Here is a 19,290-nt window from a genome sequence, read left to right as displayed (position 1 = left end):
TCGTGGGAGGCGTTCGAACACGCCGGCATCGACCCGCGCGACACGAAGGCCACCACCGGCGTCTTCGCCGGCCTGATCCACCACGACTACGCGGGCCGCCTGGCGGCATCGGAGGAGTTGGAGGGGTACCTCGTCAACGGCACCGCCGGCAGCGTCGCCTCCGGTCGCGTCGCGTACGTCTTCGGCCTGGAGGGGCCTGCGGTGACCGTGGACACGGCGTGTTCGTCGTCGCTGGTCGCGCTGCACTTGGCGGCGCAGGCGCTGCGCTCCGGCGAGTGCGACCTGGCCCTGGCCGGCGGCGTCACCGTCATGGCCACGCCGAGCGCATTCGTCGGCTTCTCCCGGCAGCGCGGGCTGTCCCCCGACGGGCGGTGCAAGTCGTTCGCCGCCGCCGCCGACGGGACGGGCTGGTCGGAGGGTGTGGGCATGCTGCTGGTGCAGCGGCTCTCGGATGCGCGGCGGGAGGGGCGTCGGGTCCTCGCGGTGGTGCGGGGGACGGCGGTGAACCAGGACGGGGCGTCCAACGGTCTGACGGCGCCGAATGGTCCGTCGCAGCAGCGGGTGATCCGGCAGGCCCTGGCGAATGCGCGGCTGGCCCCGGCGGATGTGGACGCGGTGGAGGCGCACGGCACGGGCACGACGCTGGGCGATCCGATCGAGGCGCAGGCGCTGCTGGCCACCTACGGCCAGGACCGGGCGACCCCGCTGTTGCTGGGGTCGATCAAGTCCAACATGGGCCACACGCAGGCGGCGGCCGGTGTCGCCGGGATCATCAAGATGGTCATGGCGATGCGGCACGGCCTCGTCCCGCCGACCCTGCACGTGGACGAGCCGTCGCCGCACATCGACTGGACCGCCGGTGCGGTTTCCCTGGCCACCGAGGCGACGCCGTGGCCGGCCGTGGGTCGGCCGCGTCGGGCGGCGGTGTCGTCGTTCGGTATCTCGGGCACGAACGCGCACGTGATCATCGAGCAGCCTCCGGCGGAGGTTGTCGAGGGCGTGGCGACCGAACGGGTGGTGCCGCCGGTGGTGCCGGTGCTGCTGTCCGCCCGCACCGATGGGGCCCTGGCGGGTCAGGCGGGTCGGTGGGCCCGGTGGCTGGCCGGTGACGGGTCGCTTGCCGCGGTCGATGTGGCGTGGTCGTCGGTGACGACGCGTCCGGCGTTGGAACAGCGGGCGGTGGTCGTCGCCGAGGGCCGGGACGATCTGCTGGCTGCCCTGCGGGCTCTGGCCACCGGTCAGCCGTCCGGTGCCGTGGTGGTCGGCACCCCGGAGCAGCGCGGCCAGCTCGCGGTCCTCTTCTCGGGCCAGGGCGCGCAGCGTGCCGGGATGGGTCGGGAGTTGGCGGCGGCGTTCCCGGTGTTCGCCGCCGCGCTGGACGAGGTGTGCGCCGGGCTGGACCCGCTGCTGCCGCAGCCGCTCAAGGGGGTGCTGTTCGCGGCGGAGGGTTCCGCCGAGGCCAACCTGTTGGACCAGACCGTCTTCACGCAGGCGGGCCTGTTCGCCGTTGAGGTGGCCCTGTTCCGTTTGGTGGAGTCGTTCGGGGTGGTGCCGGACTTCGTCGGTGGCCACTCGGTCGGTGAGATCACGGCTGCGTACGTGGCGGGGGTGTTGTCCCTGGCCGACGCGTGCCAGCTCGTGGCCGCGCGGGGTCGCCTGATGCAGGCGTTGCCGGCCGGTGGCGGGATGCTCGCGGTGGCCGCGGCCGAGGAGGAGGTGGCGGAGTCGATCGCCGGTCGGGCCGACGTCGGGATCGCCGCCGTCAACGGCCCGTCGGCCGTGGTCGTCTCCGGGGCCGTCGAGGCCTTGGACGAGGTCGAGCAGGCGTGGCGGGACCGGGGCGTCCGTGTCCGCCGGCTGACCGTCAGCCACGCGTTCCACAGTCCGCTGATGGAGCCGATGCTGGCCGAGTTCCGAGCTGTCCTCGCCACGCTCAGCTTCGCGGCACCGTTGTTGCCCGTCGTGTCGAACCTGACCGGGGCGCTGGCTGACGCCGACGAGATCCGCAGCGCCGACTACTGGGTGCGGCACGTCCGCGAGGCGGTGCGGTTTGCCGATGGCGTGACCGTGCTGCGTAAGGCCGGGGTGGACACGTTCCTGGAGGTCGGGCCGCAGAGCGTGTTGACGGCCCTGGCCGGCGACGTGCTGCCCGGCGACGAGGGTGTGCTGACCGTCGCGGCCCAGCGCCGGGACCGGGCCGAGGCGACCGCGCTGCTGGCCGCCCTGGCGGAGCTGCACGTCAATGGGGTGCCGGTGTCATGGCGGCAGTGGTTCGCTGGGGCAAACCCGCAGCGCGTCGACCTGCCGACGTACGCGTTCCAGCACCAGCGGTTCTGGCCCGAAGCTCTGCCGCGCCCCCGCAAGGACACCGACGGTGGCGGGGATGCCGAGTTCTGGGCCGCCGTCGAACGCGGCGACCTGACCGCCCTCGCCGCCCAGATCGGCGACGACACCGCCCTCGACGCCCTCGCCCCGGCCCTGCCCGCCCTCACCACCTGGCGACGGGCCCGCACCCGGGACGCGGCGGTGAACGGCTGGTCGTACCAGGTCGGGTGGCGGCCGATCGACCCGGCCGACCCGCCGGTGGCGGCCGGCGGCTGGCTGCTCGTCGGGCCCGACGGCGACACCGCCGACGACATCGCCGCCGCGCTCGCCTCGGCCGGCGCGGACGTGCGGCGGCTGCCCGCCGACCCGGCCGGCGCCACCCGGGGCGGCCTGGCCCGGCGGCTCACCGCCGCGCTCGCCGACGGGCCCGTCACCGGCGTCGTCTCCCTGCTCGGCCTGGCCGACGACCCGCACCCGCAGCACCCGGCCGTGCCCGTCGGCACGGCGGCCACGCTGGCGCTGGCGCAGGCCCTGCACGACGCCGGGGCGGACACGACCCTGTGGTGCGTGACGCGGGGCGCGGTCGGCACCGGCGACGGCGACGCCGTCCACAGCGCCGCCCAGGGCGGCCTGTGGGGCCTCGGCCGCGTCGCCGGCCTGGAGCTGCCGCAGTTGCGGGTCGGCCTGCTCGACCTGCCCGCCGCCGACGCCGACCCCGCCACTGGCGTCGCTCCCGCCGCCCGCGTCGACCCCGCCCGGCTCGCGGCGGCCCTCACCGCCGCCGGCGACGAGGACCAGCTCGCCGTGCGGCCCACCGGCGTGTATGCGCGCCGGCTGACCCGGGCCGTGCCCGCCGACGCGTCGGCGGCCGACCGGTGGCGGCCCTCCGGCACCGTGCTCGTCACCGGCGGCACCGGCGCGCTCGGCGCGCACGTGGCCCGCTGGGCCGCCGGCAACGGGGCCGAACACCTGGTGCTGACCAGCCGGCGCGGCGAGGACGCGCCGGGCGCGGCGGAGCTGCGCGACGAGCTGACCGCCCTCGGCGTACGGGTCACCGTCGCCGCCTGCGACGTGGCCGACCGGGACGCGGTCGCCGCGCTGCTCGCCCGCGTCGACGCCGACCCGGCTCCGCTGACCGCCGTGGTGCACGCCGCCGGCCTCAACGACGTGGCGCCGCTCGTCGACACCGACCTCGGCCGGCTCGCCGGGGTGCTGACCGGCAAGACCGCCGGGGCGGTGCACCTCGACGAGCTGCTCGGCGACCGGCCGCTCGACGCGTTCGTGCTGTTCGCGTCCATCGCCGGGATCTGGGGCAGCGGCGGGCAGGCCGGCTACGCGGCCGGCAACGCCTACCTCGACGCCCTCGCCGAGCGCCGCCGCGCCCGGGGACTCGCCGCCACCTCCGTGGCGTGGGGACCGTGGGCCGACGGCGGGATGGCCACCGACGACGCCCAGCGGGAACTGGCCCGGCGCGGGCTGCGGGCGATGTCCCCGGCCGACGCCGTGCACGCCCTGCGGGTCGCCGTCGGGCGCGGGCGGGCCTGCCTCACCGTCGCCGACGTCGACTGGGCGACGTTCGCCCCGGCGTACGCGTCGGTGCGGCCCCGGCCGCTGCTGGCCGACCTGCCCGAGGCCCGGCCCGCCGAGCGCCCCGACGACGACGCCGCGCCGGCCGACGGCGGGCAGGCCCTGCGGGACCGGCTGCGCGCCCTGCCCCGCGACGAGCAGGACCGGCACCTCACCGACCTGGTCCGCGCCGAGGCCGCCGCCGTCCTCGGCCACCCCGGCCCGGAGCGGGTCAAGCCTCGGCGGGCGTTCAAGGACCTCGGCTTCGACTCGCTGACCGCCGTGGAACTGCGCAACCGGCTCACCCGGGCCACCGGGCTGCCCCTGCCCACCACGCTCGTCTTCGACCACCCCGACCCGGCCGCCGTGGCCGACCACCTGCTCACCGCGCTGGTCCCCGAGGCGCACCGGGAGGAGGCGGCCGACCCGGCCGAGACGGCGGTCCGCCAGGCCCTGGCCACCATCCCGCTGGCCCGCATCCGCGAAGCCGGGCTCCTCGACCTGCTGCTCAAGCTCACCGACGGCGACGACACCGACCCCGCACCCGGTGGGGACGTCGACATCGACGAGATGGACGCCGACACCCTCATCAGGCTGGCGCTCGACGGCTCCGAGTCCTGACCTTGCCCCACGTACGGAGTAACTGATGTCCACGTCTGCAGATAAGGTCGTCGAGGCGCTTCGGGCTTCGCTCAAGGAGACCAGCCGGCTCAAGCAGCTCAACCAGCAGCTGACGGCGGCGGCCCGGGAGCCGATCGCCATCGTGGCGATGTCCTGCCGCTACCCGGGCGGGGTGTCGTCGCCGGACGAGCTGTGGGACCTGGTGGCCGCGGGCGGCGACGCCATCGGCGGCTTCCCCGCCGACCGGGGCTGGGACCTGGACAACCTGTACGACCCGGAGGCCGGCCGCGTCGGCCGCTCCACCACCCAGCAGGGCGGGTTCCTCTACGAGGCGGCCGAGTTCGACGCCGACTTCTTCGGCATCAGCCCCCGCGAGGCCCTGGCCATGGACCCGCAGCAGCGGCTGCTGCTGGAAACGTCGTGGGAGGCGTTCGAGTCGGCCGGCATCGCCCCGTCGTCGGTGCGCGGGCAGAAGGTCGGCGTGTTCGTCGGCACCGCCGCCAACGGCTACGGCGTCGGCCAGGACGGCGGCGCGGACGGCGCCGACGAGGGCTACCTGCTCACCGGCACCGCCACCAGCGTCGTCTCCGGCCGCATCGCGTACGCGCTGGGCCTGGAGGGGCCGGCCGTCACCGTGGACACCGCCTGCTCGTCGTCGCTGGTCGCCCTGCACCTGGCCTGCCAGGCGCTGCGCTCCGGCGAGTTCGACCTGGCCCTCGCGGGCGGCGTGACCGTGATGGCCACCCCCAGCGCGTTCGTCGGGTTCTCCCGGCAGCGCGGCCTCGCCTCCGACGGGCGGTGCAAGTCGTTCGCCGCCGCCGCCGACGGCACCGGCTGGGCCGAGGGCGTCGGCCTGCTCCTCGTCGAACGGCTCTCCGACGCCCAGCGCAACGGCCACCGCGTCCTCGCCGTGGTGCGCGGCTCCGCGATCAACCAGGACGGCGCGTCCAACGGGCTCACCGCCCCCAACGGGCCGGCGCAGCAGCGGGTCATCCGGCAGGCGCTGAGCAACGCCCGGCTCGCCCCCGCCGACGTGGACGCCGTCGAGGCGCACGGCACCGGCACCACCCTCGGCGACCCGATCGAGGCGCAGGCGCTGTTGGCCACCTACGGGCGGGACCGCGACGGGCGCGACCCGCTGTGGCTCGGCTCGATCAAGTCGAACATCGGGCACAGCCAGTCCGCCGCCGGCATCGCCGGGATCATCAAGATGGTCATGGCGATGCGGCACGGGCTGCTGCCGGCCACCCTGCACGTCGACACCCCGTCGCCGCACATCGACTGGTCGGCCGGGGCCGTGTCGCTGCTCACCGAGCCCCGCCCCTGGCCGGCCGTCGACCGGCCGCGCCGGGCCGCCGTGTCGTCGTTCGGCATCTCCGGCACCAACGCCCACGTCATCCTCGAACAGGCCGACGCCGCTCCCGCCCCCGGCGTACCCGAGGGCCGGACCGGCCTGCTCGCCACGCCCGCCGCCACCGTGTGGGCGCTGTCCGCCCGGTCCACGGCGGCCCTGCGCGCCCAGGCCGCCCGCCTCGCCCGCTACGTCCGCGCCCGCGCCGGCCTCGACCCGGCCCGGCTCGCCTGGTCCCTCGCCGCCACCCGCTCCGAGTTCGAGCACCGGGCCGCCGTCGTCGCCGCCGACCCGGCGCAGCTCCTCGCCGGCCTCGACGCCCTCGCCGCCGGCACCCCCGCCGGGACCGTCGTCACCGGCGTGGCCGGCGAACCCGGCGAGGGGCCCGTCTGGGTCTTCCCCGGCCAGGGCGCCCAGTACGTCTCGATGGCCGCTGGCCTGATCGGCGCCTGCCCTGTCTTCGACGAGGCCCTCGCCGAGTGCCAGGCCGAGTTCGACCGCTGGCTCGACGTCGACCTGGTCGCCGTCCTCACCGGCGCCGACGAGTCGTGGCTGACCCGCACCGAAGTCGTCCAGCCGGCCCTGTTCGCCGTCGGCGTCGGCCTGGCCCGGGTGTGGCGGCACGCCGGCCTCACCCCCCGCGCCGTCGTCGGCCACTCCCAGGGCGAGATCGTCGCCGCCCACGTCGCCGGGGCGCTGACCCTCGCCGACGCCGTCAAGATCCTCGCCCTGCGGGCCCGCGCCCTCGCCGGCATCGCCGGCACCGGCGCGATGGTCGCCGTCGACCTGCCCGCCGCCGAGGTCGCCGGCCGGCTCCCCGCCGGGCTGAGCGTCTCCGTCGTCAACGGACCCACCACCACCGTCGTCTCCGGCCCGCCGCAGGCCGTCGCCGACCTGGCCGCCGCGTACGCCGCCGAGGGCGTGCGCGCCCGGATCATCGACATCGACTACGCCTCCCACTCGCCGGCCGTGCAGCCCGTCGCCGACCGGATGCGTGCCGACCTGGCCGGCGTCGTGCCCGGCGACGCCGACGTGCGGATCCTCTCCACCGTCACCGGCACCTGGATCGACGGCGCGGCCCTCGACGCCGACTACTGGGCGGAGAACCTGCGCCGGCCGGTGCTGTTCGACACCGCCGTGCGCACCGCCGTCGACGCCGGGCACACCGACTTCGTCGAGGTCTCCCCGCACCCGGTGCTGAGCATGTCGCTCACCGCGATCCTCGACGACACCGGCACCACCGGCCGGGCCCTGGCCACCCTGCGTCGCGGCGAGGACGCCGCCGCGCGGCTGCTCAGCAGCCTCGCCGCCGCCCACGCCCACGGCCTCGCCGTCGACCTGCGCCGCGTCCTCGCCCCCGCCGACGCCCTGGTCGACCTGCCCACGTACGCGTTCCAGCGGCAGCGCTACTGGCCCGAGCGGACGGCCGCCGCCGCCGCCACCGGACCGGTCAGCCCCGACGTCGTCGACGTCGAGTTCTGGTCGGCCGTCGAACGCGCCGACGTGGCCGCCCTCGCCGCCCAGCTCGACGGCGCGCCCGCCGACCTGGAGGTGCTCGCCCCGGCGCTGCCCGTGCTGTCGTCCTGGCGCAGGGCCCGGCTGCAGCGCGCCGTGCTCGACGGCTGGTCGTACCGGATCGTCTGGAAGCCCGCCGGCCCGCCCGCCGGCCCGCCCGCCGGCCCGACGGTGGCCGGTGACCTGCTCGTGGTCCTGCCGGCCGGCGCCCCCACCGTGGCCGGCTGGGTGGACGCCCTCGAAGCCGCCCTCGCCGACCCGGCCGCCGCACCGGGCTCCGCCCCCGACGGCCGCCGGGTGCGGCGCGTCGCCGTCGACCCCGCCGGGGGCACCCGCGAGGAACTGGCCGCCGCCCTCACCGGGCACCGGGATGCGCCCCTGGCCGGCGTGGTGTCGCTGCTCGGCCTCGCCGACGACCAGTACCCGGGCCACCCCGGCATCCCCACCGGCCTGGTCGCCACCACCCGCCTCGTGCAGGCGCTGCGCGACGCCGACCTGTCCGCCCCGCTGTGGTGCCTCACCGTCGGCGGCGTCGGCACCGACCCGGCCGAGCCGGTGGCCAGCGCCGCCCAGCACGCCCTGTGGGGCCTCGCCCGGGTCGTCGGCCTGGAACACCCCGGCCAGTGGGGCGGCCTCGTCGACCTGCCGACCACGCCCGATGCCGCCTGCTGGGCCGAGGTCGCCCGCATCCTCGTCGGCGGCGGCGACGAGGACCAGTTCGCGGTCCGCCCCTACGGCACGTTCGTGCGCCGCCTCGCCCGCGCCACCGCCCGCACCGCCGGGCGGGTCACGTCGTGGCAGCCGCGCGGCACGATCCTCGTCACCGGCGGCACCGGCGCGATCGGCGCGCAGGCCGCCCGCTGGCTCGCCGCCAACGGCGCCGAACACCTGGTGCTCACCAGCCGCCGGGGACTCGCCGCCGCCGGCGCGGCCGAGCTGGCCGACGAGCTGACCGCCACCGGCGTACGGGTCACCGTCGCCGCCTGCGACATGGCCGACCGCGAGCAGGTCGCCGCCCTCGTCGCCGGCCTCGACGACGTCGCCCCGCTCACCGCCGTGCTGCACGCCGCCGGCATCACCCAGCTCACCGCCCTCGTCGACACCGACCTCGACGTCCTCGACCACGTCATGGCCGGCAAGGTCGCCGGGGCGGTGCACCTCGACGAGCTGCTCGGCGACCGGCAGCTCGACGCGTTCGTCACGTTCGCCTCCATCTCCGGCGTGTGGGGCAGCGGCGGCCAGGGCGCGTACGCGGCCGCGAACGCGTACCTCGACGCGCTCGCCGAGCAGCGCCGCGCCCGGGGCCTCGCCGCCACCTCCGTCTCCTGGGGTGCCTGGGCCGAGGGCGGCATGGCCACCACCGAGGAGGCGCAGCGGCTGCTCAGCCGGCGCGGCCTCAACCCGATGCAGCCGGCCGCCGCGCTGCTCGCCCTGCGCCGCGCCGTCGAGCACGGCGAGACCTGCCTCGTCGTCGCCGACGTCGCCTGGGAACACTTCGCCCCCGCGTACGCGTCCGCCCGGCCCCGCCCGCTGCTCGACGACATCGCCGAGGCCCGCGACGCCCTCGCCGCCCGCCCCGCCGACGGCATCACCGACCACGCCGCCGCCCTGCGCCGCGACCTGGCCGCCGTGACCCGCGCCGAACGCGACCGGCAGCTCACCGACCTGGTGCGCGGCCACGCCGCCGCCGTCCTCGGCCACCCCGGCACCGACGCGGTCAAGCCGAAGCGGGCGTTCAAGGAGCTGGGCTTCGACTCGCTGACCGCCGTGGAGCTGCGCAACCAGCTCACCGCCGCGACCGGGCTGGCCCTGCCCACCACGCTCATCTTCGACTACCCCAACCCGGCCGCCCTCGCCGGGCACCTGGCCGCCCTGCTGCGGCTCGACGACGCCGCGCCCGCCGCCGGTAACCCCGGGGGCGGCACCGGCCCCGCCGCCGCCGACGAACCCATCGCCATCGTCGGCATGAGCTGCCGCTACCCGGGCGGCGTCAGCGACCCCGACGGGCTGTGGGACCTCGTCGCCTCCGGCCGCGACGGCATCACCGAGTTCGCCCCCGACCGGCACTGGGACCTCGACCGGCTCCTCGCCGCCGACCCCGACGCGCCCGGCCGCTCCTACACCCGGCACGGCGGGTTCCTCGACGGGGCCACCGACTTCGACCCCGTCTTCTTCGGCATCTCCCCCCGCGAGGCCCTCGCCATGGACCCGCAGCAGCGGCTGCTGCTGGAGGCCACCTGGGAGGCGTTCGAGCAGGCCGGCGTCACCCCCGACAGCCTGCACGGCACCCCCACCGGCGTGTTCGTCGGCGCGTCCCCGTCCGGCTACGGCACCGGCGACGAGACCCCCGACCTGGACGGCTACCGGCTCACCGGCGGCGCGCACAGCGTCATCTCCGGCCGCGTCTCCTACACGTTCGGCCTGGAGGGGCCGGCCGTCACCGTCGACACCGCCTGCTCGTCGTCGCTGGTGGCCCTGCACCTGGCCGTGCAGTCGCTGCGGCAGGGCGAGTGCGACCTCGCCGTGGCCGGCGGCGTGACCGTCATGGTCACCCCCGGCGCGTTCGTCGAGTTCACCCGGCAGGGCGGCCTCGCCGCCGACGGGCGGTGCCGTTCCTTCGCCGCCGCCGCCGACGGCACCGGCTGGGGCGAGGGCGTGGGCGTGCTCCTCGTCGAACGCCTCAGCGACGCCCAGCGGCGCGGCCACCGCATCCTCGCCGTCGTGCGCGGCTCCGCCGTCAACCAGGACGGCGCGTCCAACGGGCTGACCGCGCCGAACGGGCCGTCGCAGCAGCGGGTCATCCGGCAGGCCCTGGCCAGCGCCGGTCTCACCGCCGCCGACGTGGACGCCGTCGAGGCCCACGGCACCGCCACCACCCTCGGCGACCCGATCGAGGCGCAGGCGCTCCTTGCGACGTACGGGCAGGACCGCCCCGCCGACCAGCCGCTGTGGCTGGGGTCGATCAAGTCGAACATCGGCCATACCCAGGCCGCGGCCGGCGTCGCCGGGGTGATCAAGATGGTGCAGGCGCTGCGGCACGGCACCCTGCCGGCGACCCTGCACGTCGACGAGCCCACCCCGCACGTCGACTGGACGGCCGGCGCGGTCGAGCTGCTCACCGAGGCCCGGCCGTGGCCGCAGGTGAACCGGCCGCGCCGCGCCGCCGTGTCGTCGTTCGGCGTCAGCGGCACCAACGCCCACGTCATCATCGAGCAGCCGCCCGCGCCGGTGGCCGACGACGCGACCGCCGAGCAGCCGCCCGGCGCGACCGTGCAGCGGCAGGACGGCGCGACCGCCGACCGGCCGCACGCCGCCGACCGGCCCGCCCCGCCGCTGGTGCCGGTGCTGCTCTCCGCCCGGGGCGAAGGTGGCCTGACCCGCCAGGCCACCCGGTGGGCCCGGCGCTGGGCCGACCGGACCACCGGCGGCGACCTGCCCCGGCTGGTCGACGTCGGCTGGACGTCGCTCGTCGCCCGCACCGCCCTGGAACACCGCGCGGTGCTCCTCGCCGCCGACCACGCCGAGCTGGCCGCCGCCCTGACCGCCCTCGCCGACGGCGAGCCCACCGACGCCGTCGTCACCGGCCGCGCCGCCGACCGGGGCCCCGTCGCCCTGCTCTTCTCCGGCCAGGGCGCGCAGCGTGCCGGCATGGGCCGGGAGTTGGCGGCGGCGTTCCCGGTGTTCGCTGCCGCGCTGGACGAGGTGTGCGCCGGGCTGGATCCGCTGCTGCCGCAGCCGCTCAAGGGGGTGCTGTTCGCGGCGGAGGGTTCTGCCGACGCCGCTCTGTTGGACCAGACCGTCTTCACGCAGGCGGGCCTGTTCGCCGTCGAGGTGGCCCTGTTCCGCCTCGTCGAGTCGTTCGGGGTGGTGCCGGACTTCGTCGGCGGCCACTCGGTCGGTGAGATCACGGCCGCGCACGTGGCAGGGGTGCTGTCCCTGGCCGACGCCTGCCAGCTCGTCGCCGCCCGGGGTCGGCTGATGCAGGCGTTGCCGGCCGGGGGCGGGATGCTCGCGGTCAACGCGGCCGAGGCCGACGTGGTGGAGTCCCTGCACGGTCGGGCCGACGTCGGGATCGCCGCCGTGAACGGGCCCACCTCCGTGGTGGTCTCCGGCGCGGTCGAGGCGCTGGACGAGGTCGAGCAGCTCTGGCAGGGCCGGGCCGTCCGCACCCGCCGGTTGACGGTGAGTCACGCGTTCCACAGCCCGCTGATGGAGCCGATGCTCGCCGACTTCCGGGCGGTCCTGGAGACGCTGACCTTCGCCGCGCCGCTGGTGCCGGTCGTGTCGAACCTGACCGGGGCGCTCGCCGGCGGCGACGACCTGCGGACCGCCGACTACTGGGTGCGGCATGTGCGGGAGGCCGTCCGGTTCGCCGACGGGGTCGCCGCGCTGCGGGCCGCCGGGGCGGACACGTTCGTCGAGATCGGCCCCGGCGCGGTGCTCACCGCCCTGGTCCGCGAGACCCTGACCGACGACGAGCTGCTCGCCGTCCCGGCCCAGCGCCGCGACCGCGCCGAGCCCCGCGCCCTGCTCGCCGCCCTCGCCGAGCTGTACGCCGCCGGGGCACGCGTCGACTGGACCCCCCTGCTCGCCGACGCCGCACCGACCCGGGTCGACCTGCCCACGTACGCGTTCGCGCGGGAACGATTCTGGCTGCGGCCCGCCGGCCGCGCCTCCGACGTCTCCGGGGCGGGCCTCGGCGCGGCCGGGCACCCGCTGCTCGCCGCCGCCGTCCGGCTGGCCGGCGAGGACGCGGCCGTGCTCACCGGCCGGCTCTCCGTCGCCGCCCAGCCGTGGCTGGCCGACCACGTGGTCGCCGGCGCGGTCGTCGTCCCCGGCACCGCGCTCGTCGAACTGGCGCTGCGCGCCGGCGACGAGTTCGGCCCCTGCCGGGTGGGGGAGCTGACCATCGCCACCCCGCTGGTGCTCCCCGCCCAGGGCGCGGTGCGCGTCCAGGTCCGCGTCGGCCCCCGCGACGGCATCGGCGGACGGGCCGTCACCGTGCACTCCCAGCCCGACCACGACCCCGATGGCGACTGGGTGCGGCACGCCGAGGGCCTGCTCACCGCCGTCGAACCCACCGCCGACGCCGGCCTCGGCGCGTGGCCCCCCGCCGCCGTCGAGGCGGACCTCGCCGGCTGGTACGACGCCCTCGCCGGCCACGGCATGACGTACGGGCCGGTGTTCCAGGGCCTGCGCCGCGCCTGGACGGCCGGCGACGACACCGTCTACGCCGAGGTGACCCTGCCCGCCGCCACCGCCGACGGCAGCGCCGGCTTCGGCGTGCACCCCGCCCTGCTCGACGCCGCCCTGCACCCCACCGCCCTGCTGCCCGGCGACGGCACCACCGGCCCCAAGGCCCCGTTCGCGTTCGCGGGCGTCCAGGTGCACGCCGTCGGCGCGGACACCCTCCGCGTCCGGCTCACCCGCGCCGGCACCGCCGTGCGGCTGCTCGCCGTCGACGACACCGACCGGCCCGTGGTCACCGTCGACTCCCTCGTCCTGCGCGAGATGACCGGCGGCGACCCGTCGGCGGCCACCCTCGCCGCCCGGTCGCTGTTCCGCGTCGACTGGCGGGCCGAGCCGCTCGCCCCCGCCGACACGCCCCGCGCCGCCCTGCTCGGCCCCGCCACGCCCGCGCTGCCCGGCGTCCCCGCGTACCCGGGCGTCGCCGAACTGGCCGCCGCCGACGTACCCCCGCTGGTCCTGCTGCCCGTGCCCGCCACGCCCGCCGGCCTGCCCGCCGACGCGCTGCCCGCCGCCGTGCGGGCCGGCACCGCCGCCGTGCTCGCCGCCGTCCAGGCGTGGCTCGCCGCCGACGCCCTCGCCGACACCCGCCTCGCGGTGGTCACCCGGGGCGCGGTCCGGGCCACCGACGCCGACCCCGCCGACGAGCTGACCGGCGCGGCCGTGTGGGGCCTGCTGCGCGCCGCCCAGTCCGAGCACCCCGGCCGGATCGTCCTGGCCGACCTCGACCGGGACCTCGACGCGCCCGCCGTCGCGCTGCTCGCGGCCGCCGCCGACGACCCGGCCGCCGCGCAGCTCGCCGTCCGCGCCGACACGATCCTGACCCCCCGTCTGGTACGCGCCGACACCCCACCCGCGCCCGCCCGACGTCCCCTCGGCGGCACCGTCCTGGTCACCGGCGGCACCGGCGCGCTCGGCGCGCTGCTGGCCCGGCACCTCGTCACCGACCGGGGCGTGGACTCCCTCGCCCTGGTCAGCCGGCGCGGCCCCGCCGCCGACGGTGCGGCCGACCTCGCCGCCGAGCTGACCGCCCTCGGCGCGCGAGTCGACGTGCTCGCCTGCGACGTCACCGACCCCGACGCCGTGCGTGCCCTGGTCGGGCGGTTCACCGCCGATGGTGGTCGGCTCGCCGGGGTGGTGCACACCGCGGGTGTTCTCGACGATGCGGTGGTCACCGGCATCGACGCCGATCGGCTGGCCCGGGTTCTCGCGCCGAAGGTCGACGCGGCGTGGCATCTGCACGAGGCCACCGCCGGCCTCGACCTGGACCTGTTCGTGGTGTTCTCGTCCATCGCCGGGGTCCTCGGCTCCCCGGGCCAGGGCGCGTACGCCGCCGCCAACCACTTCCTCGACGCGCTCGCCGCCCACCGCCGCGCCCGGGGCCTGACCGCGCACTCCCTGGCCTGGGGCATGTGGGACACCGACGGCATGGCCGCCACCCTCAGCGCCGCCGACCGGTCCCGGGTCACCCGCTCCGGCCTCGGCCTGATCAGCGGGCCCGTCGGCGTCGCCCTGTTCGACGCCGCCGTCGCCACCGTCGCCGCCGCGCTCGTCCCCGCCGTCGTCGACGTGCCGGCGCTGCGCGCGGCGGCCACCGCCACCGGCGTACCGCCGATGCTGCGCGCCCTCGTCGGCACCGCGACCGCCCGGCGGCAGGCCGGCGGCGGCGCGGCCGGCGGCTGGGCGCAGCGCCTCGCCGCGCTCGCCCCCGACGAGGCCCGCGCCCAGATCGACGTGCTGGTGCGGGGTCTGGTGGCGCAGGTGTTGGGGCATGGTGGTGCGGAGGCGGTGCCGGCGGATCGGGCGTTCCGGGAGTTGGGTTTCGACTCGTTGACGGCGGTGGACCTGCGTAACCGGGTCAACGCGGCCACGGGGCTGCGGCTGGCCTCGACGCTGGTGTTCGACTACCCGACCCCGGCGGCCCTCGCCGCGCACGTGCACGAGCAGCTCTCCGGCGTGCTCGCCGCCCGGCGGGCGGCGGTCGCCGCCACCGGTGGCGGCGACGAGCCGATCGCGATCGTGGGCATGGCCTGCCGTTATCCGGGTGGGGTGGCCAGCCCCGACGACCTGTGGGCGCTGCTGGCCGACGGCGGGGACGGGATCTCCGAGTTCCCCGCCGACCGGGGCTGGGACCTGGAGTCCCTCTTCCACCCCGACCCCGACCACCCCGGCACCTCCTACGCCCGGCACGGCGGCTTCCTCGCCGGGGCGGCGGAGTTCGACCCCGCCTTCTTCGGGATTTCGCCGCGTGAGGCGATCGCGATGGATCCGCAGCAGCGGTTGCTGCTGGAGGCGTCGTGGGAGACGTTCGAGTCCGCCGGGGTCGACCCGGCGCGGGTGCGGGGCAGCCGCACCGGCGTCTTCGCCGGCCTGATGTACCACGACTACGCCTCGCAGGTGCAGGAACTGCCGGAGGGCCTGGAGGGCTACATCGGCACCGGTAACTCGGGCAGCGTCGTCTCCGGACGCGTCGCCTACACGTTCGGCCTGGAGGGGCCGGCCGTCACCGTCGACACGGCGTGCTCGTCGTCGCTCGTCGCGTTGCACCTCGCCGTGCAGGCGCTGCGGTCGGGGGAGTGCGACCTGGCCCTGGCCGGCGGCGTGACGGTGATGGCGACGCCGGGGACGTTCGTCGAGTTCTCGCGGCAGCGGGGGTTGTCGGCCGACGGTAGGTGCAAGTCGTTCGCCGCGTCGGCGGACGGGACGGGCTGGTCCGAGGGTGTGGGCATGCTGCTGGTGCAGCGGCTGTCCGACGCCCGGCGCGACGGCCGGCGGATCCTCGCCGTGGTGCGGGGGACGGCCGTGAACCAGGACGGGGCGTCGAACGGTCTTACCGCCCCGAACGGGCCGTCGCAGCAGCGGGTGATCCGGCAGGCCCTGGCGAATGCCCGGCTGACCCCGGCCGACGTGGACGCGGTCGAGGCGCACGGCACGGGCACGACCCTGGGCGATCCGATCGAGGCGCAGGCGCTGCTGGCCACCTACGGGCAGGACCGGGCGACCCCGCTGCTGCTCGGGTCGATCAAGTCGAACATCGGGCACACCCAGGCCGCCGCCGGGGCCGCCGGCATCATCAAGATGATCATGGCGATGCGGCACGGCGTGGTGCCCCGCACCCTGCACGTCGACGAGCCGTCCCCGCACATCGACTGGACGGCTGGCGCCGTCGAACTGGCCACCGAGGCCCGGCCGTGGCCCGAGACGGGCCGCCCCCGCCGCGCCGCCATCTCCTCCTTCGGGGTCAGCGGCACCAACGCGCACGTCGTCATCGAGCAGCCGCCCGCCGACCCCCGGCCCGCCCGCGTCATCGAGCAGCCGCCCGCGGACCCCCGGCCCGCCCGACCCGCCGAGGCGGCGGTGCGCTCCGGCGACGCGTCCGCCCACACCGGCGACGCGCACCCGGCGGCCGTGCTGCTGTCGGCCCGCACCGAGGCGGCCCTCGCCGCCCAGGCCGACCGCTGGGCCCGCTGGCTCGCCGCCGACCCGACCCCCCGCCCCGCCGACGTGGGCTGGTCGTCCGTCGTCACCCGGGCCACCCTGGAACACCGCGCCGTGCTCGCGGCAGCCGACCGCGACGAACTCCTCGCCGGGCTGCGCGCCCTCGCCGCCGGCGAACCGTCCGGCGCCGTCGTCACCGCAGCTGCTGGCACCCCCGGCGGGCAGCTCGCCGTCCTCTTCTCCGGCCAGGGCGCGCAGCGTGCCGGGATGGGTCGGGAGTTGGCGGAGGCGTTCCCGGTGTTCGCGTCGGCGTTGGACGAGGTGTGCGCCGGGCTGGATCCGTTGCTGCCGCAGCCGCTCAAGGATGTGCTGTTTGCGGCGGAGGGTTCCGCCGAGGCCGGGCTGCTGGATCAGACGGTGTTCACGCAGGCGGGGTTGTTCGCGGTTGAGGTGGCCCTGTTCCGTTTGGTGGAGTCGTTCGGGGTGGTGCCGGACTTCGTCGGTGGGCATTCGGTCGGTGAGATCACCGCCGCGCATGTGGCGGGCGTGTTGTCGCTGGCCGACGCGTGCCAGCTCGTGGCCGCGCGGGGTCGGTTGATGCAGGCGTTGCCGGCCGGGGGCGGGATGCTCGCGGTGGCCGCCGCCGAGGTGGCGGTGGCGGAGTCCATCGCCGGTCGCGCCGACGTCGGGATCGCCGCCGTCAACGGGCCGTCGGCCGTGGTCGTCTCGGGTGCCGTCGAAGCTCTGGACGAGATCGAGCAGCTCTGGCAGGGCCGGGGCGTGCGCACCCGTAGGCTCGCCGTCAGTCACGCGTTCCACAGCCCGTTGATGGAGCCGATGCTGGCCGAGTTCCGGGCCGTCCTCGACGGGCTGTCGTTCCGGACGCCGCTCGTGCCGGTCGTGTCGAACCTGACCGGGGCGCTCGCCGACCCGCAGGAGCTGACCCGGGCCGACTACTGGGTGCGGCACGTCCGCGAGGCGGTGCGCTTCGCCGACGGGGTCACCGCGCTGCGCGCCGCCGGGGTGGGCACGTTCCTGGAGGTCGGCCCGCGGAGCGTCCTCACGGCCATGGCCGCCGACGTGCTGCCCGGCGACGAGGGCGTGCTGACCGTCGCCGCCCAGCGCCGCGACCGGCCCGCCGCGCGGGCGCTGCTCGCCGCGCTGGGCGAGCTGCACGTCCACGGCGTGCCCGTCACCTGGACCCAGTGGTACGCCGGCACCGAACCGCAGCGCGTCGACCTGCCCACGTACGCCTTCCAGCACGAGCGGTACTGGCTCGGCATCGGCCGCCCCCGCGCGGGCGACGTCACCGGCGCCGGCCTCGGCGCGGCCGGGCACCCCCTGCTCGGCGCGGCCGTCACCGTGGCCGGCGAGGACATGGTCGTGCTCACCGGCCGCCTCTCCGTCGCCACCCACCCGTGGCTCGCCGAGCACACCGTCTCCGACACGGTCGTCGTCCCCGGCACCGCCCTCGTGGAGTTGGCCGTCCGGGCCGGCGACGAGGCGGGCGTCTCCCGCCTCCGGGAACTGACCATCGCCGCGCCACTCGTGCTGCCCGCCACCGGCGGCGTACGCGTTCAGGTGCGCGTCGGCGCGCCCGACCCGACCGGCGCCCGACCCGTCGCGGTGCACGCCGAGACCGACGGTGACTCCGGATGGGTCCGGCACGCCGAGGGTGTGCTGGAGCCGGTGGCGGCCGAGGAGCCGGTGGTGGGGGCGTGGCCGCCGGTGGGTGTGCCGGAGGTGGATCTGTCGGGTTGGTATGCGGCTCTGGCGGGTCTCGGTCTGGTCTACGGGCCGGTGTTCCGCGGGCTGCGTCGGGTGTGGGCCGGCGACGGCGAGGTGTTCGCCGAGGTGGCCCTGCCCGATGAGGTCGAGGGCGCGGCGGCGTTCGGGGTGCATCCGGCGTTGCTGGACGCGGCGTTGCACCCGATCGGGCTGTTGCTGGCCGACGAGGGGCCGGCAGCGGCACGGGTGCCGTTCGCGTTCTCGGGTGTGCAGGTGCACGCGTCGGGTGCGCGGGTGCTGCGGGCACGGTTGACGCGGTCGGGCTCTGCGGTCCGTCTGGTCGCGGTGGACGAGTCGGGCGCGCCGGTGGTGTCGGTGGACTCGATCGTGTTGCGGGAGCTGACCGGCGTTGGTGTCGCGGGTGCGGCGTCCCGGTCGCTGTTCGAGGTGGTGTGGCAGGCCGCCGAGGTCGCCCCGATCGATGAGGTGTCCGGCTGGGCGCTGCTGACCGGCGGGGACCTGCCGGCGACACTGCCCGGCCTGCCGGCGTACCCCGACGTGGCGGCCCTGCTGGCGGCGGTGGCCGCAGGGGCCGACGCCCCGCGCGCCCTCGTGCTGCCGGTCGCCGCCGCCCCCGACGCCGCCCCTCTCCCCGAGGCGGTGCGGGCGGTCACCACCGGCGTTCTCGCGGCCACCCAGGCGTTGCTGGCCTCCGACGCGCTCGCCGACACGCGGCTCGTCGTCGTCACCCGGGGCGCCATGGCCGCCGGGCCGGCCGATCCTGCAGCGGACCTCGCCGGCTCCGCCGTGTGGGGCCTGCTCCGCTCGGCGCAGACCGAGCACCCGGGCCGGATCGTCCTCGCCGACGTCGACGGCGACCTCGACGGGCACGCCCTGGGCCTGCTCACCCGGGCCGCCGACGACGCCGCCGTGGGCGGTCAGGTGGCGGTGCGTTCGGGCGGGGTGCGGGTGCCCCGCCTGGTGCGCGCGTCCACGTCGGAGACGCCGGTGACCGTCGGCGACGGCGCGGTGCTCGTGACCGGTGGTACGGGCGCGTTGGGCGCTCTGGTCGCGGAGCATCTGGTGTCGGCGCACGGGGTCCGGTCGCTGGTGCTCGTGTCGCGCCGGGGCCGGGCCGCTGCCGGCGCGGACGCCGTGGTCGAGCGGCTGGCGGGCCTGGGCGCGTCGGTGAAGGTGTCGGCGTGTGACGTGACGGACGCCGAGGCCGTGCGTGCCCTGGTCGGGCGGCTCACCGCCGACGGTGGTCGGCTCGCCGGGGTGGTGCACACCGCCGGGGTGCTGGACGACGCGGTGGTCACCGGCATCGACGCCGACCGGCTGGCCCGGGTCCTCGCGCCGAAGGTGGACGCGGCGTGGCATCTGCACGAGGCGACGGCCGGCCTCGATCTGGATCTGTTCGTGGTGTTCTCGTCGATCGCGGGGGTTTTGGGTTCGCCGGGTCAGGGTGCGTATGCGGCGGGGAATGCGTTCCTGGATGG

At 77.0% G+C, this 19,290-nt stretch carries 2 protein-coding genes; both read left to right on the top strand.

Annotation, left to right across the window (positions count from 1 at the left end):
• A partial coding sequence (locus GA0070558_RS30430) for a type I polyketide synthase (RefSeq protein WP_141722374.1) occupies window positions 1-4,512 on the top strand: 4,512 nt, incomplete at its 5' end.
• Between the two features lie 25 nt (window positions 4,513-4,537).
• On the top strand, window positions 4,538-19,290 hold a 14,753-nt coding region (locus GA0070558_RS30425; RefSeq protein WP_141722377.1), incomplete at its 3' end, for a type I polyketide synthase.

Origin of the sequence: Micromonospora haikouensis, from assembly GCF_900091595.1 — a bacterium.
GTDB classification, from domain to species: Bacteria; Actinomycetota; Actinomycetes; order Mycobacteriales; family Micromonosporaceae; genus Micromonospora; species Micromonospora haikouensis.
Note: the sequence above shows the minus strand (reverse complement) of the source record. Positions and strands in the feature narration are given on the sequence as shown.